Origin of the sequence: Arsukibacterium sp. UBA5043 (assembly GCA_002415085.1) — a bacterium.
Classification (GTDB): Bacteria; Pseudomonadota; Gammaproteobacteria; order Enterobacterales; family Alteromonadaceae; genus Alishewanella.
Genome location: DIBV01000017.1, coordinates 330,318 through 351,515, shown reverse-complemented (window position 1 = coordinate 351,515; position 21,198 = coordinate 330,318). Strand labels below are relative to the sequence as shown.

At 46.7% G+C, this 21,198-nt stretch carries 19 protein-coding genes; all 19 read left to right on the top strand.

Annotated elements, in window-relative coordinates:
- Nucleotides 1–2: 2 nt before the first annotated feature.
- The 19 genes from B2Q61_RS15525 to B2Q61_RS15435 all read left to right on the top strand — a co-directional run bounded on the left by B2Q61_RS15525 (nt 3) and on the right by B2Q61_RS15435 (nt 21,183).
- On the top strand, nt 3–1,040 hold the full coding sequence (locus B2Q61_RS15525; RefSeq protein WP_290617409.1) for a polysaccharide biosynthesis protein: 1,038 nt from the start codon (nt 3–5) through the stop codon (nt 1,038–1,040).
- A 3-nt stretch (nt 1,041–1,043) separates the two neighbouring features.
- Nucleotides 1,044–2,150 carry a UDP-2-acetamido-2,6-beta-L-arabino-hexul-4-ose reductase gene (gene wbjC / locus B2Q61_RS15520; protein WP_290617407.1) on the top strand — a complete coding sequence of 369 codons (1,107 nt, stop codon included), beginning with the start codon at nt 1,044–1,046 and terminating at the stop codon, nt 2,148–2,150.
- Nucleotides 2,151–2,154: 4 nt separating this feature from the next.
- A complete protein-coding gene (gene wecB / locus B2Q61_RS15515) occupies nt 2,155–3,285 on the top strand; it encodes a non-hydrolyzing UDP-N-acetylglucosamine 2-epimerase (RefSeq protein ID WP_290617405.1) in 1,131 nt (376 codons plus the stop codon).
- On the top strand, nt 3,285–4,493 hold the full coding sequence (locus B2Q61_RS15510) for a glycosyltransferase family 4 protein (protein ID WP_290617403.1): 1,209 nt from the start codon (nt 3,285–3,287) through the stop codon (nt 4,491–4,493). Before wecB ends, B2Q61_RS15510 begins: the two co-directional genes overlap by 1 nt.
- Before the next feature lies 1 nt (nt 4,494).
- Complete coding sequence (locus tag B2Q61_RS15505; protein ID WP_290617401.1) at nt 4,495–5,097, top strand: GNAT family N-acetyltransferase; 603 nt, start codon at nt 4,495–4,497, stop codon at nt 5,095–5,097.
- A gap of 14 nt (nt 5,098–5,111) precedes the next feature.
- A complete protein-coding gene (locus B2Q61_RS15500) occupies nt 5,112–6,278 on the top strand; it encodes a DegT/DnrJ/EryC1/StrS family aminotransferase (RefSeq protein WP_290617399.1) in 1,167 nt (388 codons plus the stop codon).
- Nucleotides 6,271–6,867: a sugar transferase gene (locus tag B2Q61_RS15495; protein ID WP_290617397.1), complete on the top strand. Its 597-nt coding sequence runs from the start codon at nt 6,271–6,273 to the stop codon at nt 6,865–6,867. Before B2Q61_RS15500 ends, B2Q61_RS15495 begins: the two co-directional genes overlap by 8 nt.
- A 71-nt stretch (nt 6,868–6,938) precedes the next feature.
- Complete coding sequence (locus tag B2Q61_RS15490; RefSeq protein ID WP_290617395.1) at nt 6,939–7,520, top strand: hypothetical protein; 582 nt, start codon at nt 6,939–6,941, stop codon at nt 7,518–7,520.
- A gap of 254 nt (nt 7,521–7,774) precedes the next feature.
- Entirely contained in the window at nt 7,775–8,719 is a 945-nt protein-coding gene (gene cysD / locus B2Q61_RS15485; RefSeq protein WP_290617393.1) for a sulfate adenylyltransferase subunit CysD, read from the top strand.
- A 16-nt stretch (nt 8,720–8,735) separates the two neighbouring features.
- Complete coding sequence (cysN, locus tag B2Q61_RS15480) at nt 8,736–10,157, top strand: sulfate adenylyltransferase subunit CysN (protein ID WP_290617391.1); 1,422 nt, start codon at nt 8,736–8,738, stop codon at nt 10,155–10,157.
- The gene (locus B2Q61_RS15475; RefSeq protein WP_290617389.1) at nt 10,154–11,881 is read left to right on the top strand and encodes an SLC13 family permease; all 1,728 of its coding nucleotides are present in this window, start codon (nt 10,154–10,156) and stop codon (nt 11,879–11,881) included. Before cysN ends, B2Q61_RS15475 begins: the two co-directional genes overlap by 4 nt.
- A gap of 54 nt (nt 11,882–11,935) precedes the next feature.
- The gene (cysC, locus tag B2Q61_RS15470) at nt 11,936–12,532 is read left to right on the top strand and encodes an adenylyl-sulfate kinase (RefSeq protein ID WP_290617387.1); all 597 of its coding nucleotides are present in this window, start codon (nt 11,936–11,938) and stop codon (nt 12,530–12,532) included.
- 111 nt (nt 12,533–12,643) lie between these two features.
- Nucleotides 12,644–13,987: a UDP-glucose dehydrogenase family protein gene (locus B2Q61_RS15465; protein WP_290617385.1), complete on the top strand. Its 1,344-nt coding sequence runs from the start codon at nt 12,644–12,646 to the stop codon at nt 13,985–13,987.
- Entirely contained in the window at nt 13,984–14,880 is an 897-nt protein-coding gene (gene galU / locus B2Q61_RS15460) for a UTP--glucose-1-phosphate uridylyltransferase GalU (RefSeq protein ID WP_290617383.1), read from the top strand. The genes B2Q61_RS15465 and galU overlap by 4 nt, the downstream gene beginning before the upstream one ends.
- Before the next feature lie 140 nt (nt 14,881–15,020).
- Complete coding sequence (locus B2Q61_RS15455; protein ID WP_290617381.1) at nt 15,021–17,000, top strand: polysaccharide biosynthesis protein; 1,980 nt, start codon at nt 15,021–15,023, stop codon at nt 16,998–17,000.
- 86 nt (nt 17,001–17,086) lie between these two features.
- The gene (locus B2Q61_RS15450; protein WP_290617379.1) at nt 17,087–17,482 is read left to right on the top strand and encodes a hypothetical protein; all 396 of its coding nucleotides are present in this window, start codon (nt 17,087–17,089) and stop codon (nt 17,480–17,482) included.
- A gap of 70 nt (nt 17,483–17,552) precedes the next feature.
- Complete coding sequence (locus B2Q61_RS15445) at nt 17,553–18,272, top strand: YjbF family lipoprotein (protein WP_290617377.1); 720 nt, start codon at nt 17,553–17,555, stop codon at nt 18,270–18,272.
- Complete coding sequence (locus B2Q61_RS15440) at nt 18,269–19,069, top strand: capsule biosynthesis GfcC family protein (RefSeq protein ID WP_290617375.1); 801 nt, start codon at nt 18,269–18,271, stop codon at nt 19,067–19,069. Before B2Q61_RS15445 ends, B2Q61_RS15440 begins: the two co-directional genes overlap by 4 nt.
- Nucleotides 19,066–21,183, top strand: coding sequence for a YjbH domain-containing protein (locus B2Q61_RS15435; protein WP_290617372.1), 2,118 nt, complete (start codon nt 19,066–19,068; stop codon nt 21,181–21,183). The genes B2Q61_RS15440 and B2Q61_RS15435 overlap by 4 nt, the downstream gene beginning before the upstream one ends.
- Nucleotides 21,184–21,198: the final 15 nt, after the last annotated feature.

The following is a 21,198-nucleotide window of genomic DNA, read 5'->3' as shown; positions in this document are numbered from 1 at the left end:
TAATGGTTTTTTCAGGTAAATCTCTATTAATAACTGGAGGAACTGGTTCTTTTGGGAATGCAGTTCTAAATCGTTTTTTGGAAACTGATATCGGTGAAATCCGTATATTTAGTCGGGATGAAAAGAAACAGGATGATATGCGTAAAAAGTATAATCATCCAAAACTTAAGTTTTATATCGGTGATGTCCGCGATTATAACAGTGTGTTAAATGCGACCCGTGGCGTAGATTTTATTTACCACGCAGCTGCGCTAAAGCAAGTACCCAGTTGCGAGTTTTACCCAATGGAAGCGGTAAAAACTAACGTTATTGGTACCGAAAATGTATTAGAAGCTGCCATTGTTAACGGTGTCTCGCGGGTTGTGTGTTTGAGTACCGACAAAGCAGTTTATCCGATTAATGCTATGGGTATATCTAAAGCCATGATGGAAAAGGTGATGGTCGCTAAGGCCCGCAACCTGGACCCGGCTAAAACGGTTATTTGTGGTACGCGCTACGGTAATGTGATGGCCTCGCGCGGCTCAGTTATTCCGTTATTTGTGGACCTGGTTCGGGCCGGTAAGCCTATAACTATCACCGATCCTGAAATGACCCGTTTTATGATGACGCTTGAAGATGCCGTCGATTTAGTACTTTACGCCTTTGAGCACGGTGATAACGGTGATATTTTTGTGCAAAAGGCCCCCGCAGCCACTATAGAAGTGCTGACCAAGGCGTTATTGCAACTGATGAATACCGAAGACCATCCGGTCAATATTATTGGCACCCGCCATGGTGAAAAACTATATGAAGCCCTGTTAAGCCGCGAAGAAATGGCTTGCGCTATAGATATGGGTGAATATTATCGGGTGCCACCAGATAATCGCGATTTGAATTATGGTAAGTTTTTTGACCAGGGCGATCAGAAAATCAGTGAGCTGGAAGATTATAATTCGCATAATACCGAGCGGCTGGATGTTGCAGGTATGAAGAAACTATTACTAAAGTTAGATTTTATACAGGCGATAGCCCGCGGCGAACAGGCGACAGCAGAGGACTAACAAATGAAAGTTTTAGTAACCGGCGCAGATGGCTTTATTGGTAAAAACCTATGTATTAGCCTAATGCGTAATGCCAATATAGAGTTGCTTAAATTTACCCGAAACACGTCTACTGAGCAACTTCAGGCACTCGTCAACCAAGCTGAATTTATATTTCACCTTGCTGGTATTAACAGGCCTGTTGACGATAATGAGTTTGCTATTGGCAATGCTGATTTAACAGCCGCCTTATGTGAAGCGATTAAGAACTCTGGCCGTAAGATACCTATAGTGCTTAGCTCTTCAACTCAGGCCGAGCGGCTTAATGCCTATGGCAAAAGTAAACTGCAAGCTGAGATGCATTTACTAAATTTACATTTGCAAACAGGCAATAAAGTGTATATCTATCGCTTGCCAAATGTGTTTGGTAAATGGTGCAAGCCTAACTATAACTCTGCGGTAGCAACTTTTTGTCATAATATTAGCCGTGGTTTACCTATTCAGGTTAATAACCCGGCGACAGAATTATCACTGGTACATATTGGTTCTGTGGTTAGCTCCTTCGTAGAAATGCTTTACAAAAGACCAGAAGATAAACTCTATGTAAATGTAGAACCGGTTTATAAAGTGACACTAGGTGAGTTAGTTGAGCAACTGTATAAATTCCGTGATAGTAGGGAGAACCTGATCACTGAGCCTGTCGGTGACGGTTTTACCAGGGTGCTTTATGCGACGTATATAAGTTATATTTCACCAGATAAATTTAATTATGATCTGACAAAGCATGAAGATCAACGCGGCTGTTTTGTAGAGATGCTTAAAACACGTGACTCTGGTCAGTTTTCTTTTTTTACCGCACACCCCGGTATTACCCGAGGCGGTCATTATCACCATGTCAAGACCGAGAAATTTTTAGTTATTAAGGGCATTGCTCGTTTTGGTTTCAGACATATTGTTACAGATGAAGTGATTGAAATTGTAACGTCTGGTGACAAGCCTGAAGTGGTTGAGACAGTGCCTGGCTGGTCACATGACGTTACAAATATTGGTGATGATGAATTAGTAGTAATGCTGTGGGCAAATGAAAACTTTGACCGGGAGCGGCCCGATACAGTGGCTTACAAGGTATAAAAAAATGAGTAAACTAAAAGTTGTAACCGTAGTCGGCACCCGGCCGGAAATTATCCGTTTATCGCGCGTATTGGCAGCACTGGATAAGCACTGCGAACATATTATTGTCCATACCGGCCAGAATTATGATTTCGAGCTAAACCAGGTGTTCTTTGACGACCTGGGGATCCGTAAGCCTGATTATTTTTTAAACGCCGCTGGTGGTAGTGGTGCAGAAACCATAGGTAATGTCATTATTGCGGTGGATAAAGCACTGGCAGAGATCAATCCCGATGCCATGCTGGTTCTGGGTGACACCAATAGCTGTATGGCGGTGATCCCGGCGAAACGTCGTAAAATCCCTACCTTTCATATGGAAGCCGGTAACCGCTGTTATGATATGCGGGTGCCTGAAGAAATTAACCGCCGGATAGTTGATCATACCGCCGATATAAACCTGACCTATAGCACTATTGCCCGTGATTATTTGCTGGCAGAAGGTATACCGGCCGATCGGGTGATTAAAACCGGTAGCCCGATGTTTGAGGTACTGAACCATTATATGCCGCAAATTGATGGCTCGGATGTGTTATCGCGTTTGGCGTTAACGGAGCGTGAGTTTTTTGTCATTAGTGCGCATCGTGAAGAAAACGTAGATTCACCAAAGAACCTGCACAAGTTAGCCGCTATTTTAAATGGCCTGGCCGACAAGTATGGTTATCCAGTTATTGTTTCCACCCACCCGCGTACCCGTAAACGTATTGAAGAGCAGGGCATCAGTTTTAACCCGCTTGTACAGTTGCTAAAACCGTTGGGCTTTCATGACTACAACAAACTGCAAAAATCTGCCAAAGCCGTCTTGTCTGACAGCGGTACTATTAGTGAAGAGTCGTCGATTATGAACTTCCCGGCGCTGAATATTCGCGAAGCGCATGAGCGACCTGAGGCATTTGAAGAAGCATCGGTAATGATGACAGGCCTGGAAGTAGAGCGTGTGTTTCAGGCTCTAAACATATTGGATTCTCAGCCTGGTGGTACTGAGCGGCTATTACGGCCCGTTTACGATTACAGCATGCCTAATGTCTCTGACAAGGTAGTGCGGATAGTCCACAGTTACCGTGACTATGTAATGCGGGTGGTCTGGAAGCAGTATTAATGCGAATTTTGTTTATCAGTCAGCTATTCGATCCTGAGTATTCCATTAAAGGGTTGGCACTGATGAAACATTGGGTGGCCCAGGGGCATGAGGTTGAAGTTTTGACAACTTTCCCTAACTATCCAACGGGTAAAGTATTTGATGGTTATAAAGTAAAGTTGCGTAGTACTGAGATGATAGACGGCGTCAAAGTAACTCGGCTGTGGTCTCATATTTCGCATTCTAAGTCAAAGTTATCCCGGGCTGCCAGTTATCTGAGCTATACCTTTATGGCACTAGCCGCTGTGCTATTTCAAAAAAAGCCAGATTTGGTTTATACCTATCATCCGCAATCGACCACTGGTGTTATTGGTATACTAATGCGTGCGCTTCGAGGTGTGCCATTTGTAACTGATGTACAGGATCTATGGCCAGACGCGCTGGCGGCAACCGGTATGAATCAGGATGGCCTATTACTAAGACTGGTCGACCGCTGGTGTAGGCTGGTTTATCGTAAAGCATCACAGATTGTGGTGCTCTCGGAAGGATTCCGCCAGGCGTTAGTTGCACGGGGGGTTGCGGCAGAAAAGCTTAATCTGGTTTATAACTGGTGCCCTGAAGAATTAAGAATTTCTGAAGTATTGGCCGAGCCTGGTAATGTGATACCTGATGTTTATGGTCCGGCCAATTTTTTGTATGCAGGTAATATGGGCGCGGCTCAGTCCTTGAAATCGGTCATTGATGCAGTTGCTAACTTTGATAAAAGACACGTTGTGCTGACGTTAATTGGTGGCGGGGTTGAAAAGGAAGAGTTACAACAATATATTGCCAGGCGCGCTATTGATAACGTGATAATTGGTGATTATGTGCCGGCGGCCAAAATTATTGGTGTGTTAAAACAGGCTGATATTTTAGTCGTGCATCTGCGTGAAGACCCTTTATTCAGGATAACGATTCCCTCTAAGACCCAGTCTTCTTTAGCAATGGGTAAACCGTTGCTAATGGCCGTTGGCGGTGAGGCAAACCAGTTAATTAGCGAGGCTAAAGCTGGTGAGATAGCAGAGCCTCAAAATGTTGCCAGCATTACCGATGCAATTGAAACTTTGCTGGCACAGCGCGCCAGGTGGCCTGAAATGGGAGCTAATGCCCGCCGTTTTTATCTGAAGCAACTTTCTGCATCCACAAATTATGCAAAGTTAGATGATGTAATTAACAAGGCAGTAAATTGATATGGATATACGTCAGGCGACAGAACAGGACGTGGACGCGATAGTGGCGGTGCATCTGGCTGCTTTTAACGGTTTTTTTCTAACCATGTTAGGCCCATCATTTCTTCGTGGTTTGTACCGTGCTTTTTTACATCGCCAGCATGGCATTTTGCGGGTGGCTGTATCTTCGGAAAACACTATTGTTGGATTTGCAGCCGGGACGAGTGCTCCGCAACTGTTTTTTTCACAGTTGCGTAAAGATAAGTGGTTTAGTTTTTTGCTAAGGGCCATTCCAGGCATGCTGAAAAACCCGGTAATTGTTGTAAAAAAGCTTTATTATGCTGCTTTTTATAAAGGTGATCGGCCAGCAAGTTTGTCAGATGTCGCGTTGCTAAGCAGTATTGCTGTTTCGCCCGACATGGCAGGTAAAGCGGTTGGTAAAGCGTTGCTGGCTGATTATGAACAACAAGTAAAAGCGGCCGAGTTGCCAGCACTTTTTTTAACAACTGATAAATTTGGCAACGATAACGTAGTAGCTTTTTATCAGCGGGCTGGTTATCAGATTGAAAGTGAGTTTACCCAGCCGGACGGCCGGCAAATGTTGCGTTTAATTAAATATTTCTAATGTTTTGAGGCTCTATGTCAGCAAATAAATTTCTTCCATTCGCTTTGCCGGAAATTGGTGAAGAGGAAATCAACGAAGTTGCTCATTCTCTGCGATCTGGCTGGATTACTACCGGGCCTAAAGCTAAACAGTTTGAAGCTGATTTCAGTATTTTCTTAGGTGACTCTGAGCTGGAGTCTATTGCTGTCAACTCTGCAACTTCTGGTTTGCATCTGGCACTTGAGGCGGTTGGAGTAGGGCCTGGTGATGAAGTAATAGTACCAACTTACACCTTCACCGCCACTGCTGAAATTGTCCGTTACCTTGGCGCGACACCGGTAATGGTTGATGTCGATGCCCATACGTTTAATATGACAGTTGATACCTTTGCTGCAGCAATTACGGACAAAACCAAAGCGGTTATGCCAGTACATTTTGCTGGCCTTGCGTGCGATATGGACCCGATTATTGCGCTCGCCAAAAAGCACGACATAAAAGTGGTAGAAGATGCCGCTCATGCTTTACCAACCCGTTATAAAGGGAAAATGATTGGTGCCCTTGAAAGTGATATTACGGTTTTTAGTTTTTATGCTAATAAAACCATGACTACCGGCGAGGGAGGTATGGTTGTTACCCGTAATGCCGAACTTGCCAAGCGTTGTAAAGTAATGCGGTTGCATGGGATAAGTCGCGATGCCTTTGATCGCTATGTTTCAACAAAGCCTGCCTGGTTTTACGAAGTAGTGGCACCGGGTTTTAAATACAACATGCCAGATATTGCTGCCGCTATTGGTATTCATCAGTTAAAGCGCTTGCCTGACTTTCAGATTAAGCGTGAACAAATGGCAGCGGTTTATCATGAAGCGTTGGCTGATTTACCTGTGGAATTACCGGCAACAGCCCCAGGGGATGATATTCATGCCTGGCATTTGTATCCTTTAAAAATAAAACCGGAAGCGGGCGTGGAGCGCGGTAAATTTATTGAACAAATGGCTGAATTAGGTATTGGCTGTTCGGTGCACTTTATTCCATTGCATTTACACCCATACTGGCGTGATACCTATAAATTGACACCGGAAATGTTTCCGGTCGCGCAGCGTATTTTTGAGCAAGAAGTTTCATTGCCTTTGTATACCAAGATGACCGCTGATGATCAGGCCAGAGTAATTGCCGCAGTGAGGCAGGTGTTAAGACATGCTTAAACGGCTGTTTGATATCGTTTTTGCGACAGTTGGCTTATTGTTATTGCTGCCATTACTTATTGTAATCGCCATCTGGATTAAACTGGACTCACCCGGTCCGGTATTCTTCCGCCAACAACGAGTTGGACGCTTCGGTAAAGAATTCCGGATCCATAAATTCAGAACCATGCGGGTTAATGCGGAAACATCAGGCCGATTGACGGTCGGTAAAGATAGCAGGATTACCCGCTCTGGCCATTTTTTGCGCAAATCAAAAATTGACGAATTACCACAGTTAATTGATGTGGTGACTGGCAAAATGAGTTTGGTAGGGCCACGGCCGGAAGTACAGGAATTTATTGACTGTTATCCTGACAGTGTTCGAAAAGAGGTGTTGTCTGTGCGCCCGGGGATAACCGATCGCGCTTCAATTGAAATGGTTGATGAAAACGAAATTTTAGCTAATTACCCCGACCCGAGACAGGCCTACATAGACCATATACTGCCGGTTAAACAGCGTTACTACGTAGAGTATGTCCGTAAGCATGGTGTTGTTACTGATATCAAAATTATATTAGATACATTATTGAAAATTATAAAACGTAATTAATTGAACAGAAAAAAGGGTCAGAGTGAATAGTTTATTCACTCTGACCCTTTTTTTAAGCTGGAGTACACGTTATGAGTCAGTCAGCTCTACTTATTGTTGGTGTCGGTGGTTTTGGCAGGACAGTAGCCGAAGCTGCTTATTTGTCTGGGGAATGGAGTAAGGTTGATTTTGTCGATGACAGCTACCCGGACCACAAATTGCCTTCTGGCTATAATGTTGTTGGCCATAGTAACGACTTGCCAGAGCTTATGTCTGCCTATGATGGTTTTGTGGTGGCTATAGGTAATAATAAGGTGCGTAATGAAAAGCTTGACAGCTTAGCTAAGCTTGGCGCAAAGATTGTAAACATTTACCACCCCAGGGCTTTTGTCAGTGAGCGAGCTGAAGTTGGAGCTGGCACGTTGGTAATGGCCGGGGCAATAATTGGCGCGCATGCCAGTGTTGGTAGCGGCTGTATTCTTAACCCCAACGCAGTGGCAGACCATGATTCGGTAATGGAAGATTATAGCCACCTGGGTACCGGCGCGGTAATGGCCGGCACGTCGATACTTAAAAAAGGCGCCTGGCTGCGAGCTGGCGTTGCGTTGACCTACGGTGATGTGGTGCCAGAGTGGTTAATTGCTGAACCGAGCCGGCCTTTTTTAAGCAAATAGCTTTCAGATGGTAAAAAGGGTCTGAGTGAATAATTTATTCACTCAGACCCTTTTTTTTGCTTTTAAGCGCGGTGCTATATCTTATACCAAACCGTTCCTTGAACCCTGCCTGTACTCAGCGGTATATTTGCACCGTTGCAGCCGTCTACACCGCTGCTTTTATTTGCCACTGCCGGTGGTTTATCGTTAGTTGATATCTGGTACTGCAATGACTATTTCTGTAAGCTATGGCCACGAATCAACAGGAGTGATTTATGCAAACGCCTTCGCAAAACCCTGCACAAAACGCTATGCAGAATAAGGGAATGACCCACCTCAAAGCGCTGGAAAACGAATCTATCCAGATTTTCCGGGAAGTGGCCGCCGAGTTTGATAATCCGGTTATGCTGTACTCGGTAGGAAAAGACTCTTCTGTATTGCTGCACCTGGCCCGGAAAGCCTTTTATCCGGGTAAAATTCCGTTTCCGCTGCTGCATGTTGACACCACCTGGAAATTCAAGGAAATGATCGCCTTTCGCGATACCATTGCCAAAAAGTATGATCTGGATTTACTGGTGCATATTAACCCTGAAGGGCTGGCGATGCATGTTGGCCCGTTCAGCCATGGTAGCGCCAAACATACCGATATTATGAAAACCCAGAGCCTGAAACAGGCGCTGGACAAATATAAGTTTGATGCTGCCTTTGGCGGCGCCCGGCGTGATGAAGAGAAATCGCGGGCGAAAGAGCGGGTGTATTCGTTTCGCGATAAGCATCATCGCTGGGATCCGAAAAACCAGCGGCCGGAGCTTTGGAATATCTTTAATGGCCGGGTTGATAAAGGCGAAAGTATCCGCGTGTTCCCGCTGTCAAACTGGACTGAGCTGGATATCTGGCAATATATCTATTTAGAAAATATTGACATTCCCGATTTGTACTTTGCCAAAGAGCGGCCGGTGGTCGAGCGTGATGGCACCCTGATTATGGTAGATGATGAGCGGATGCCGTTAAAAGAGGGCGAAACACCGCAGATGAAACAGGTGCGTTTTCGCACCCTGGGCTGCTACCCGTTAACCGGTGCGGTCGAGTCGTCTGCGGCGACCTTACCGGATATTATTCAGGAAATGCTACTGACCAAAACCTCAGAGCGCCAGGGCCGGGTAATTGACCACGACAGCAGTGGCTCGATGGAAAAGAAAAAGATGGAGGGGTACTTTTAGTACCGGGTGAAATACTATGAGTCACGCTTCAGCCTTAATTGAACAAGATATTTTAAGCTATTTACAGCAGCACGAGAACAAACAGCTGCTGCGCTTTATTACCTGCGGCAGTGTCGATGATGGTAAAAGTACCTTAATAGGCCGCTTACTGCACGACAGTAAAATGATTTTTGAAGATCAACTGGCGGCAATTACCGAAGACAGTAAAAAGTCTGGTACCCAGGGCAATAAAGTTGACCTGGCACTGCTGGTGGACGGCCTGCAGTCAGAGCGCGAGCAGGGCATTACCATTGATGTCGCTTATCGGTATTTCTCAACTGACAAGCGTAAGTTTATTATTGCCGACACCCCGGGCCATGAACAATATACCCGCAATATGGCCACCGGTGCCTCGACTTGCGATGTGGCGATTATTCTGGTTGATGCCCGCAAAGGTGTGCAAACCCAGACCCGGCGCCACAGTTTTATCTGCAGTTTGCTGGGTATTAAGCACGTCATTGTGGCTATTAATAAAATGGATTTGGTGGACTACTCACAGGCGCGCTATAAAGAAATTCAGGAAGAGTATTTAACTCTGGCCGGCTCGCTGGATATTCCGGATATCCGCTTCGTGCCGATTTCGGCACTGGAAGGCGATAATGTGGTTAACCCCAGCGAAAAGCTGAGCTGGTTCCGCGGTTCTACGTTAATGCAATATCTGGAAACGATGGAAATCAGTGCCTCGGCCGACAGCCCTGAGTTTCGCTTTCCGGTGCAGCTGGTCAGCCGGCCAAACTCTGACTTTCGTGGCTTTGCCGGCACTATCGCTGCCGGCAGTGTGGCAGTAGGTGATACCATTCGTGTTCTACCTGCTGGTACTATATCTACGGTTAAATCTATCGTTACCTTTGATGGTGAGCTGGCTGAGGCGCATGCACCGCAAGCCGTGACGCTAACCTTAAATGATGAAATAGACATTAGCCGCGGCAATATGCTGGTGAAAAAGGATGTGCTGGCGCACGTCTCGTCACGTTTACGGGCGAAGATGATTTGGATGCACGAGCAACCGCTGAAAACCGAGCGGGATTACTACTTTAAGTTTGCCTGCAAACTGGTTAGCGGCGAAGTGGCTAAGTTGCATCACCGGATTGATGTTAATACTCTGGAAGAGCGAGATGCGCAAAACCTGGGCTTAAACGAAATTGGCCTGGTGGATATTAACTTAACCGAAGCGGTGGCTTTTGATGCTTATTTAAAAAATAAGCAAACCGGTGCCTTTATTGTAATAGACCGCTTAACTAACCTTACGGTAGCGGCAGGTATGGTAGACGCGGCACTGGTGGCCCAAGCGGAACCGCAACCAGAGCAGGAAATTAGTGGTCTGAGTTCGTTTGAACTGGAGTTGATTCAGCTGCTGCGTAAGCACTTCCCTGAATTGTCGCAAAAAGGCCGTAAATGAGCCTGCCGGCCATTGTGCTGGTGTTGATGTTAGTGCTGCTGGTAGCGGCACTTGTTCGCTATTCAGTTCACTCGGCCGGTATTTTTGCAGCCATGTTATTGGCAATGCTGGCATTAGGGTTTATTGACACCAGCATGCTGCTAAGAAATGCCGCCAATCCGGGGCTAGCCACACTGGTGTTGCTGGTACTGATATCTTTTTCGCTGGAAAAAACCAGTTTATTGCGGCGCTTGTCGCGCTTTTTATTTACCCGTTCGGTATCCGGCTCTGTGCTCAGAACTATCGGTTTTTCGGCGCTGGCCTCTTCAGTGCTTAACAATACCGCTGTTGTAGCCGCAATGCTTAACGCGGTGCGCTCTAATAAAAAAGTCGCGCCGACCAAGTTACTGATCCCCTTGTCTTATGCCGCTATTATGGGGGGCACCCTGACCCTAATCGGTACCTCGACCAACCTAATCGTTAACTCAATGCTGGTTGAAGCTGGTGAGCCGGGTTTTGCCTTTTTTGACTTTACCTTAGTTGGCCTGGGCGTATTGGCAGGGGGTAGCCTGGTATTATTTGTCATGAGTTATCTGCTGCCGGATGAAAAAAACCAGGACGTTGTGGTTACCGAATACCTGCTCGAAGCCAAGCTGAATATTGATTCTCCTTTGATTGGTCAGAGTGTGGAGCAGGCGGGTCTTCGTCATTTAGACGAGCTGTTTTTAACGGAAATTGTTCGTGATAGCGAAGTTATCCGGCCGGTAGCGCGCTACGACATTTTAAAAGCTGGCGATAAACTGATTTTTACCGGGAATGTTCATAAGGTAAACGTACTTAAGCAATTTGCTGGTATCAGTTTATTCGCTGATGAAAATGGCCTGGCGACCCAGAACCTGACGGAAGTGATTATTAAAGAAGAGTCGGTGCTAAAGGGGAAAACCCTGAAAAGCAGCGGCTTTAGAGCCCGGTTTGATGCCGCAGTGGTGGCCGTGCGGCGCGAAGGTGAGAGGGTTAATGGCAAGTTGGGTGAAATTGAATTAAAGGCCGGCGATTTTTTATTGCTGGCCACCGGCCCTGACTTCGCCAGCCGCCATAATATTAGTAAGAACTTTTATCTGTTATCCGGTATTGAACCAGAACATATGCTAAGTGGCTGGCGCGAGCGCTTAACCTGGTGGGGCTTTGTGGCCATGATTGCGGGAACCGTTTTTAGTGGTACCTCATTATTGCTTGCCGCTATTTATTTGTTGGCTGCGCTGTTGTTTAGTGGCTGTTTAACCATCAACGAGATAAAGCGCCGCTTTCCGGTTGAGATTTGGCTGATTGTCAGCAGCGCTTTGTGTATTGCCAGTGCTATGAACCATACTGGTCTGGCGCAGAATATTAGTGATTTCGCCGGTAGCGCCTTAGCAGGGCAGGCGCCGATGGTAACGTTTATCGGTATTTTCCTGTTGACCTATCTGCTTACGGAAGTGATTACTAACAATGCCGCTGCAGCATTAATGTTTCCGGTAGCTTACAGCCTGGCCAAAGGGATGGGCGTGGATATTATGCCGATGGTGATGGGCGTTGCGTTTGCCGCGTCGGCCAGCTTTGTTACGCCATATGGTTATCAGACCAACTTAATGGTATTTAACGCCAGCAACTACAAGTTAAAACATTTTGTGTTGGTAGGGGCCCCGGTTGCACTAACTTATATAATACTGAGTGTGTTATTGATCCCCCTGGTTTTTCCATTTTAAGACTGTTTCCATTTTAAAATTATTTCTACTTTAACACATTGAAGGACCCCCGCAATGAGCCACAATATCGTCTGGCATAATGCTGCCGTAAGTCATAATGAGCGGCAACAGCTTAATGGTCATAAGCCTTGCTTACTGTGGTATACCGGGCTGTCTGGCTCGGGCAAATCGACTATCGCTAACGCGGTAGACCGGATGTTATTTGATTTGGGCTGCCATACTTATTTGCTGGATGGCGATAATGTGCGTCACGGCCTGAACCGTGATTTAGGCTTTGATGATGCATCCCGGGTAGAAAATATCCGCCGCATTACTGAAGTCAGCCGCTTAATGCTCGATGCCGGTTTAATTGTTGGTACTGCTTTTATTTCGCCGTTTATCGCCGACCGTGCTCAGGCTAAGGCCCTGGCAGGCGATGCCTTTATTGAAGTGTTTGTCGATACGCCATTGGCGATATGTGAACAGCGTGACCCGAAAGGCTTATATAAAAAAGCCCGCGCCGGTGAAATAGCCCACTTTACCGGTATCAGTTCACCCTATGAAGCGCCACTATCGCCGGATATTCACCTGCAAACGGCAGCGCTGACTATTGAGCAGGCTGCCAGGCAAGTGGTGGTGTTTTTGCAACAGCATGCAATCATTTGCCAATAATTAAGCTAACATTCATACCACGCTGTTCAAACTATCTTTGTGATGAGGTTTCTGCTTAATTATTGTTTTCGTGTAATCTTAATACTGGCCAGGTACAAATAAGGACGACTAATGAAAGTAACGGTTTTTGGAATTGGTTACGTGGGGTTGGTACAAGCCGCTGTGTTGGCTGAAGTAGGGCATAACGTATATTGTGTCGATATAGATGAACAGCGGATAACTGACTTAACCAATGGCATCATGCCGATACATGAAGCAGGACTGGAGCAGTTGGTGACCAGCAATTATCAGGCTGGACGAATGCATTTTACTACTGATGCCAAAGCTGGGGTAGAGCATGGCGAAGTCCAGTATATTGCCGTGGGCACACCACCTGAAGAGGATGGTTCTGCCGATTTACAGTACGTGCTGGCAGTAGCAGAAACTATTGGCCAGCATATGAACGCTGCTAAAATTATTATTGATAAATCGACCGTGCCAGTGGGAACGGCTGATAAGGTAAAAGCCAGGATCACTGAGGTAATAGCGGGGCGAAACATCGCGTTGCAATTTGATGTGGTCTCTAACCCTGAGTTTCTGAAGGAGGGAGTGGCGGTTGCCGATTGCATGCGGCCAGATCGGATTATTGTTGGCACCTACTGTGACCGGCCGAAAGATATTCTGCGGGAGCTATACGAGCCGTTTAACCGGATCCAGGATAAAATGATGTTTATGGATGTTCGCTCTGCCGAACTGACTAAATATGCAGCAAACTGCATGTTGGCGACCAAAATCTCTTTTATGAATGAAATGGCTAATGTGGCCGAGCTGGTTGGTGCTGATATAGAAGCCGTGCGCCGTGGTATCGGTTCAGATCCGCGCATTGGTTATCATTTTATCTATCCGGGTTGTGGTTATGGGGGCTCTTGCTTTCCAAAAGACGTTACGGCGTTAATTCGTGCCGCTGACAAAGCAGGCCATGATGTCGCGCTATTAAAGGCGGTGGCTAAAGTCAATGACACCCAAAAAACCCGTTTATACAGGTTGGTAACCAGTTATTTTGGTGACAATTTAAAGGGCAAGGTTTTTGCGCTGTGGGGGCTGAGCTTTAAACCAAAAACCAATGATATCCGGGAAGCGCCTAGCAGGGTGTTAATGGATTTACTGTGGCAAGCCGGTGCTGAAATTAAAGCTTATGACCCGCAGGCAATGGAAGATATTCAGCAACTTTACGGGGTGCGGGATGATTTAACCCTGGTGGGCACTAAAGAGGCTGCTTTAAAAGGGGCCGATGCGCTACTGATTTGTACCGACTGGCAGCAATTTAAGGCACCTGATTTTGAGTTGATTAAAAGCCAGCTAAACAGCCCGGTAATTTTTGACGGTCGTAACTTGTATGAGCCGGAGCGAATGAAACGTAAAGGCTTTAAATATTTCGCCATTGGCCGGGGTGAGAGCGTACGGGATTTCGCATGAAAATTAAAAAAGTGGTAATACCGGTTGCCGGCCTGGGAACCAGAATGTTGCCAGCTACGAAGGCAATACCCAAAGAAATGCTGCCGATAGTGGATAAACCGCTTATTCAGTATGTGGTTAATGAGTGTATTGCTGCCGGCATTAAAGAAATTGTGCTGGTAACCCATTCCTCAAAAAACTCTGTCGAAAATCATTTCGATAAAAGTTTTGAACTGGAATCAATACTGGAAAAGCGGGTTAAGCGCCAGCTTCTGGCAGAGGTAAAGGCGATTTGCCCGAAACATGTAACGATAATGCATGTACGGCAGGGCGAGGCCAAAGGGTTAGGCCATGCGGTATTATGCGCTTTGCCTTTGGTTGGCCAGGAGCCATTTGCGGTAGTGCTGCCTGATGTGATTATTGATTGTTATGACAGTAATCTGGCAACTGATAATCTGGCAAAGATGCTGCAAATATTTGAGCAAACTGGGATAAGCCAGGTGATGGTGGAACCGGTTGCAATAGAGCAAGTGAGTAATTATGGGGTGGTTGATGTGTCAGAACGACAGTTGACCAGCGGTAATTCTGAGCAAATGATTGCTATTATTGAAAAGCCGGCCAGCGATCAGGCTCCTTCTAACCTTGCTGTAGTAGGGCGGTACGTGTTTAGTGGCAATATCTGGCAATGCCTGCAAAAAACTCCGGTAGGGGCTAATGATGAGGTGCAGCTAACTGATGCCATTGCCATGCTGATGGAGCGGGAACAGGTAAATGCGTATCATATTAATGGTCGCAGTCATGACTGTGGCAATAAACTGGGCTATGTCAAAGCGTTTGTAGAATATGGCTTGCGGGATCCGCGACTCGGAGCTGAATTTAAGCAGTGGCTGAGCAGCTTAGATTACCTGAATTAGCAATAGCAGTCGCTTGTGGAACCTTTTAAACTATCTGTAATGAGTTACTAATGCTATAATCAGGCCATTTTTTTAGTCAGTAAAGCTTGCTGCACGGTTGTTAGCGGCAAGCAGACAGTGGTTCGGTTTTGGAGTTTTAAATGCTTGGATGGTTGCTGGCGTTGCCGCGTTCAGTAAAAAGACTGGTATCAGTGGTGGTTGATATCTGCTTTTTAATTACGTCAATAGTGGCGGCGTATTTTTTGACCCAAAGCGGTGAGCAGAGTTCTGTGCCGCAAATTGCTTTGGCCTTTACCATTACTTTACCGGTAACCCTGTTTATTTTTACCAAGTTGGGGCTGTACCGGGCAGTGATTCGTTATATTGGTCAACATGCATTGGGGGCGGTGTTAAGCGGTATTGTCAGCAGTGCAGTAATCCTGGCATTATTATTCGCTTTTTTTGGGGTTAGCGAAAAAGGCAACCTGATTTTCGTTTATGCCATGCTGGCTCTGGTGACCTCTGGTGGCGTGCGTTTGCTGGCGCGGATGTTTTTAGTGCAGCGCAATAACGGCCATAAAGAGCGGGTATTAATATACGGTGCCGGCTCTTCCGGCAGGCAGTTAGCCCATGCGCTTTTAAATGGTGAGCAATACCACCCGGTGATGTTTATCGACGATGATACCACCTTACAGCGTTCAACGATTTTAGGTATTTCGGTTGGCTCACCGTCACAGATTAGCTCGTTGATTAAAAGCAAAAATATCAGCCGGGTATTATTAGCGGTGCCATCTGCCAGCCGGGCGCGGCGGCGGGAAGTGCTGGATAGCCTGGAAGAATTACCTATACCGGTGCAGTCGATTCCGGGAATGAGTGATTTAGTCGATGGCACCATGCGGATAGACGAGCTGCAGGATGTTAAAATTGAAGATTTACTGGGCCGTGATGCCGTAGCCCCAAAAAGCAAACTGATGAATGCCGACATAAAAGGCAAGGTGGTGATGGTAACCGGCGCCGGTGGCTCTATTGGTTCTGAGTTATGCCGGCAGATTATTCGTTATGAGCCGAATATGCTGGTGCTGTTTGAGTTATCTGAGTTTGGGTTGTACAGTATTGAGCAGGAGCTGGCGGCAATTATCTGCCGTGACAAGCTTGAGGTAGAGTTGATACCGGTAATGGGCACGGTGCAGCGGCAAAGCCGGCTGGAAACCGTAATGCGGACCTTTGCGGTAAATACCGTATACCATGCTGCAGCTTATAAACACGTGCCATTGGTGGAATATAATGTGGTGGAAGGGGTGCGCAACAATGTATTTGGTACCTGGTATACCGCAGAGGCCGCCATTAAAGCTCAGGTTGACACCTTTGTATTGATTTCAACCGATAAAGCCGTGCGGCCAACCAATGTAATGGGTGCATCAAAACGCTTAGCAGAACTGGTGTTACAGGCGCTGGCGGAGTATCAGAGCAGTACTCGTTTTTGTATGGTGCGCTTTGGTAATGTGCTCGGCTCCAGTGGCTCGGTGGTGCCATTGTTTCGTGAGCAAATTCGCAAAGGCGGGCCGTTAACGGTAACCCACAAAGATATTATTCGTTACTTTATGACCATACCGGAAGCCGCGCAGCTGGTGATCCAGGCCGGTGCCATGGGTAAAGGCGGTGATGTATTTGTGCTGGATATGGGCGAGCCGGTAAAAATAGCCGATTTAGCGAGGCGGATGATCCATTTAATGGGACTGGAAGTGAAAGATGATATTCACCCCAATGGTGATATTGAAATTCAGTACAGTGGCCTGCGCCCTGGCGAAAAGTTATATGAAGAGCTGCTGATTGGTGAAAATGTGCGCCAGACTGAGCACAGCCGGATAATGGCGGCCGACGAGGCCAAGCTTAGCTGGCCGGAAATGTCGCATTTGCTGCAACGACTGGATGAAGCCTGTGAAGAGTTTGCAGTAGAAAAAATTATCGAACTTATTCGCAGTGCACCGACCGAATTTAACTACAGCTGTGCTACCAGCGACCTGGTGGTGAGGGCGGCATGTGACGTAGCCAGCGGCCGGCAAATTACCGCAATGGGTTTAGTGAACAACAACGCCCCGGAAACGTTGGTTGCAGGTTTAAAAACCAAACAAATAGCGTAAATTTTTTGGTTATTCTGGTTGAGCTTGTTGCCTGTTTGGTTTAAGCTGCCCGCAACTGGGATTTTAATTTGATGAATGAGGGACAAATGATGAAAAAATTAGTTATTGCCGCTATGGCACTTGCATTGTCGGCCGGTGTAAATGCTCAGAATGCTCAAAATGCTGCTGCAGGCGGTACTGGTGTTTCGGGTATTGGAGGTTTAACCGTTGCCAGCCTGACGGCGCTGGGTGTTTCAGCTGCTGTTGCAGCGGCCATTATCTCAAACAACTCAGGTGTAACCCTGCCTGACGAGCAAGAATTTGAGCTGGTGTGTAATGAAGGCGACGGTGCACCTGTAGCAGGCGTTTGTACCAACTCTTCTACTACTACGGCAACAGCTACTGCTACTGCCAGCGTTACTGGTACTGTTACAAATACTAATACCATCACAGTGGTGCCGGTAACAGTAACTTATCCTGCTATCGTTCAGCCAGTAGGTTAAGCTTTCGCTTTTTAAAAGCCGCCTTCTGGCGGCTTTTTTGTTTATATAGCAATTTTTAAAGGTTGGGAAGATGATACCTGGTAAAAACCTGTCGTTGCTTGGTTGTTGTTTCTGCTTGCTATTTCTGATGTCCTGTTCCGGCACCTACCGCTCTTACACCGATATGCTGCAATTGGCATTTACTGAAACACCAGATGTGCTATTGCCCTATTCTTTTTTTACGGAAGCAAAGCACGACTATTTGTACGTAAAACACGGGAAGCAGCCCCAGGTAGCAATGGCACTGATGTTTATAGAGCAAGGACAGCTGAAGTGGGTGTCGGCAGACCGGGCGGTACTGATAACCGAGCATGGCAGACTTGTCCGTACCATCGGCCTGAAAAACGACTTGATGCACCTGAGCAATATCAGCAGTGACCCGTTAAAAAAACCTTTGCAGTTATCGGCGGCCACGACTTGGCTTCGGCTTGCTGACTGGCAGCAGAACGAATATGGTTATCCGCTGCGCTCGACCTTTCACTATGGCCCCACCCAAAAAATGGCGTTCTTTGACCAGCAGCTGGATGTAATGCTGCTGACTGAACATGTTCATTATATGGCAGAGACCAATTTTGTCCGGTTTGATGATAAGTGGCAGAACCGATTCTGGCTGGATGCTAAAACCGGCGTGGTGTTAAAAAGCCGGCAAATACTGGCGCCGGGTGCAGAGCCCTTTGAGCTGACTTTTATTAGTGAAGTAGTCAGGCAGTTGCAGCGTTCTGACAAAGTTGTAGCGGCGGATGCGATATGAAAATAGTAAGCTTGTTCTATGTTGGTCTGGGCCTGCTGACTTGTCTGAGTTCGGGGACCATTTATGCAACGGCGCCGACTAGCACAACCGCTGGTGGGACAACAACCATTGATATAAATAACACCCGTTTTATGTTTGACTATCCGCCCCGCATGACTGAGGTGCTGGCACCGGTTGCATTGCAGCAAAATTGGTATTGGCCGGCATCGAAGCTATATCGGCTAAACAGTTCAGAGCTGAGCAGCTCCCAATTAAACAGCACTAAACCTGAACAACAGCGAGCACTGGTATTACAACAGCTGGCACAGCTGCAGCAATCGGCTGAACCGGCATTGCAGACAGAGCTTGCTACTTTGCAACTACAGGTTAAAAACTGGCGATTGGCCGAGCGGATTGTAATACCGATAGATTATGATTTGGCCCGGGCGCAGGTGCCATTTAACCGTCGGTTTGAGCCGGGGCTTTATAAATTACAATTGGTTGCGCGCCCTGAACAGGTTCATTTCTGGGGCGCAGTAACAAAGAACATTGCGATGCCTCACAGCGGCGCAACAGCAGTTGCCGATTATATGTCGGCAATAGAGCGCTCTGATGTTGCTGATAGCACTATTGTTTATATTATGCAGCCGGATGGTCGGATTATTAAGGCCGGGGTGGCGGCATGGAATCAGCTGCATATCGAAGCGATGCCTGGGGCGCAGATATTTATTCCTTTTGCCAGCGGCTGGTTCGGCGCCGAGCTTGAAAAGCTTAATCAGAACTTGCTGGCACTGGCTTTACATCGGGTAGTAGAATGAAATTTTCAGGTTATATTATTGTCACGGCATTGAGTTCGCTCGTATTGTTGCCTGCTGGCGTGGCAGCGCAGCAAACTAATGCCGACGGGCATTGGCAGCAAGGCAGTGCAGGCCCGTCGCAAATGGTGCGCGGTGGAGTAGGCCTGCTGCAAACTCCTACTGCCAGAATGTTATCTGCTGGTAGCATGACCGCAAACTACACGGACAATGAAGAGTATCGGTTCTGGTCGGTTAGTATTCAATTGTTTGACTGGATGGAAACTACTGCCCGTTACACCGATGTGCGGACACAACTGTATAGCCCGTTTCCCGGCTTTAGTAATGATCAGACATATAAAGATAAAGGGCTGGATGTTAAATTTCGCTTGCTCCAAGAAAGTAGTTTTTTGCCGCAAGTTTCTATGGGATTTAATGATTTTGGCGGTACCGGCTTATTTGAAAGTGAATATATTGCGTTAAGTAAAGCCTGGGGGGCACTGGATTTTCACATCGGCATGGGTTGGGGCTATTTAGGTACAGCAGGTAATACTATTAACCCGTTTTGTGAGCTGAGGGACGGTTTTTGCAACCGGCCTACTGGTTTTAGCGGCTCTGGCGGTAAAATAGACTATCAGAAATTTTTTAAAGGTCCGGCGTCACTGTTTGGCGGCATTGAATACCAAACGCCGTGGCGGCCATTAAAGCTAAAACTGGAATATGAAGGCAATAACTACCAACAAGATTATGCCGGTGAATTAATTCAGGATAGTCGCTGGAATATTGGCGCGGTATATCAGTGGCAGGATTTTACTTTTGATTTAAATTATCAGCGTGGCAATACCCTGGGCTTTGGCCTGCATTATCAGCTGGATTTAAACAACACTGATCAGCCAAAAATTAAGCCGGCGATGCGGCCGGTAGCATCACCGCGACCGCAGATTGATGATTTTAAAGATTTAAATATTATATTGCGCCAGTTGCTATCTAATGCCGGTTTTTATCTTAAAACCTCCAGGATGACAGATGATGAGTTTATTTTGTACGGCCATCAGTTGTTTTATCGCGACGACGAAGAGGCCACTGAGCGCTTAGGCCGGGTGGTACTAAGCCAGTTACCGTCGCATATTAAACGAGTTAGAGTAGTTGAGTTCAGTGGCAATTTGCCACTTTTGGAAAAAGTAATAGATGTGGAAACATTTGCCAGTGCGGCTGCGTACGAGCAGCTGCAGCCTGATATCAGATCGACTTATATACGCCAGGCACCGGCTGCGGATATTATGGCACTGGCAGATGTGCCTTATAACACTGGCTTTTATACCGGGGCAGAGATTTTCTGGATCCAGAGTTTTGGTAATCCGGAAGTTTTTTACATGTATCAAGGGGGCTTATTTCTCGGGGCCGGTTACCGCTTTACTGAAAACTTCAGTTTTAATGGCGCGGCAAAATTAACCTTGCTGGAAAACTTCGATAAGTTCAACTTTAAAGTTGATGCGCTGGATACACCGCTACCCCGGGTACGAACCTATGCGCGTGAGTATGTGACCCGTAGTAAACTAACCATGGAAAATGCGTATGGTCACTGGCAAAAACAGTTGGGTGATAATCTGTTTGTCCAGGCCTACGGGGGTTATCTGGAAACCATGTTTGGCGGCGTAGGTACCGAACTGCTGTACCGGCCGGTAGACAGTAATTTTGCCTTTGGTTTTGACTTAAACTATGTGCGCCAGCGCTCTTTTGAGAATGATTTGGACTTTTTTGACTACAAAACCGTCACCGGCCATATTAACCTGTATTGGCAGCCGGAGTTTTTGCCGGATACCCGTTTAACGTTTAATATTGGCCAGTTTCTGGCAAAAGATAAGGGCGTTAACGTCGATTTTGCCAAGCGCTTTGACAGCGGCATTATTATTGGTGCTTACGCAGCGATAACAAATGTGCCGTCGGAAGACTATGGTGAGGGAAGTTTTACCAAAGGCTTTTATCTATCGCTGCCATTTGACTTGTTTTCTGTTAAGCCTGCCAAAGGCCGCGGCCGCTTACCCTGGGTGCCGATTGGCCGCGATGGTGGCCAGCCGTTAAACCGGCCGGTGAAGTTAATTGATATGACTGAAGCGCGCTCTGGTTTTATTGATTGAATGACTGCCGGTCGA

What these genes read in the sequence shown, in the direction of transcription:
- B2Q61_RS15450 (WP_290617379.1), top strand. Translation starts at nt 17,087, where the DNA reads ATGATGAAAAAATTAGTTATTGCCGCTATGGCACTTGCATTGTCGGCC.
- cysD (WP_290617393.1), top strand. Translation starts at nt 7,775, where the DNA reads ATGCAAACGCCTTCGCAAAACCCTGCACAAAACGCTATGCAGAATAAG.
- B2Q61_RS15495 (WP_290617397.1), top strand. Translation starts at nt 6,271, where the DNA reads ATGCTTAAACGGCTGTTTGATATCGTTTTTGCGACAGTTGGCTTATTG.
- cysC (WP_290617387.1), top strand. Translation starts at nt 11,936, where the DNA reads ATGAGCCACAATATCGTCTGGCATAATGCTGCCGTAAGTCATAATGAG.
- B2Q61_RS15500 (WP_290617399.1), top strand. Translation starts at nt 5,112, where the DNA reads ATGTCAGCAAATAAATTTCTTCCATTCGCTTTGCCGGAAATTGGTGAA.
- B2Q61_RS15510 (WP_290617403.1), top strand. Translation starts at nt 3,285, where the DNA reads ATGCGAATTTTGTTTATCAGTCAGCTATTCGATCCTGAGTATTCCATT.
- B2Q61_RS15455 (WP_290617381.1), top strand. Translation starts at nt 15,021, where the DNA reads ATGCTTGGATGGTTGCTGGCGTTGCCGCGTTCAGTAAAAAGACTGGTA.
- B2Q61_RS15475 (WP_290617389.1), top strand. Translation starts at nt 10,154, where the DNA reads ATGAGCCTGCCGGCCATTGTGCTGGTGTTGATGTTAGTGCTGCTGGTA.
- cysN (WP_290617391.1), top strand. Translation starts at nt 8,736, where the DNA reads ATGAGTCACGCTTCAGCCTTAATTGAACAAGATATTTTAAGCTATTTA.
- B2Q61_RS15445 (WP_290617377.1), top strand. Translation starts at nt 17,553, where the DNA reads ATGATACCTGGTAAAAACCTGTCGTTGCTTGGTTGTTGTTTCTGCTTG.
- B2Q61_RS15440 (WP_290617375.1), top strand. Translation starts at nt 18,269, where the DNA reads ATGAAAATAGTAAGCTTGTTCTATGTTGGTCTGGGCCTGCTGACTTGT.
- wbjC (WP_290617407.1), top strand. Translation starts at nt 1,044, where the DNA reads ATGAAAGTTTTAGTAACCGGCGCAGATGGCTTTATTGGTAAAAACCTA.
- B2Q61_RS15490 (WP_290617395.1), top strand. Translation starts at nt 6,939, where the DNA reads ATGAGTCAGTCAGCTCTACTTATTGTTGGTGTCGGTGGTTTTGGCAGG.
- B2Q61_RS15465 (WP_290617385.1), top strand. Translation starts at nt 12,644, where the DNA reads ATGAAAGTAACGGTTTTTGGAATTGGTTACGTGGGGTTGGTACAAGCC.
- wecB (WP_290617405.1), top strand. Translation starts at nt 2,155, where the DNA reads ATGAGTAAACTAAAAGTTGTAACCGTAGTCGGCACCCGGCCGGAAATT.
- galU (WP_290617383.1), top strand. Translation starts at nt 13,984, where the DNA reads ATGAAAATTAAAAAAGTGGTAATACCGGTTGCCGGCCTGGGAACCAGA.
- B2Q61_RS15435 (WP_290617372.1), top strand. Translation starts at nt 19,066, where the DNA reads ATGAAATTTTCAGGTTATATTATTGTCACGGCATTGAGTTCGCTCGTA.
- B2Q61_RS15525 (WP_290617409.1), top strand. Translation starts at nt 3, where the DNA reads ATGGTTTTTTCAGGTAAATCTCTATTAATAACTGGAGGAACTGGTTCT.
- B2Q61_RS15505 (WP_290617401.1), top strand. Translation starts at nt 4,495, where the DNA reads ATGGATATACGTCAGGCGACAGAACAGGACGTGGACGCGATAGTGGCG.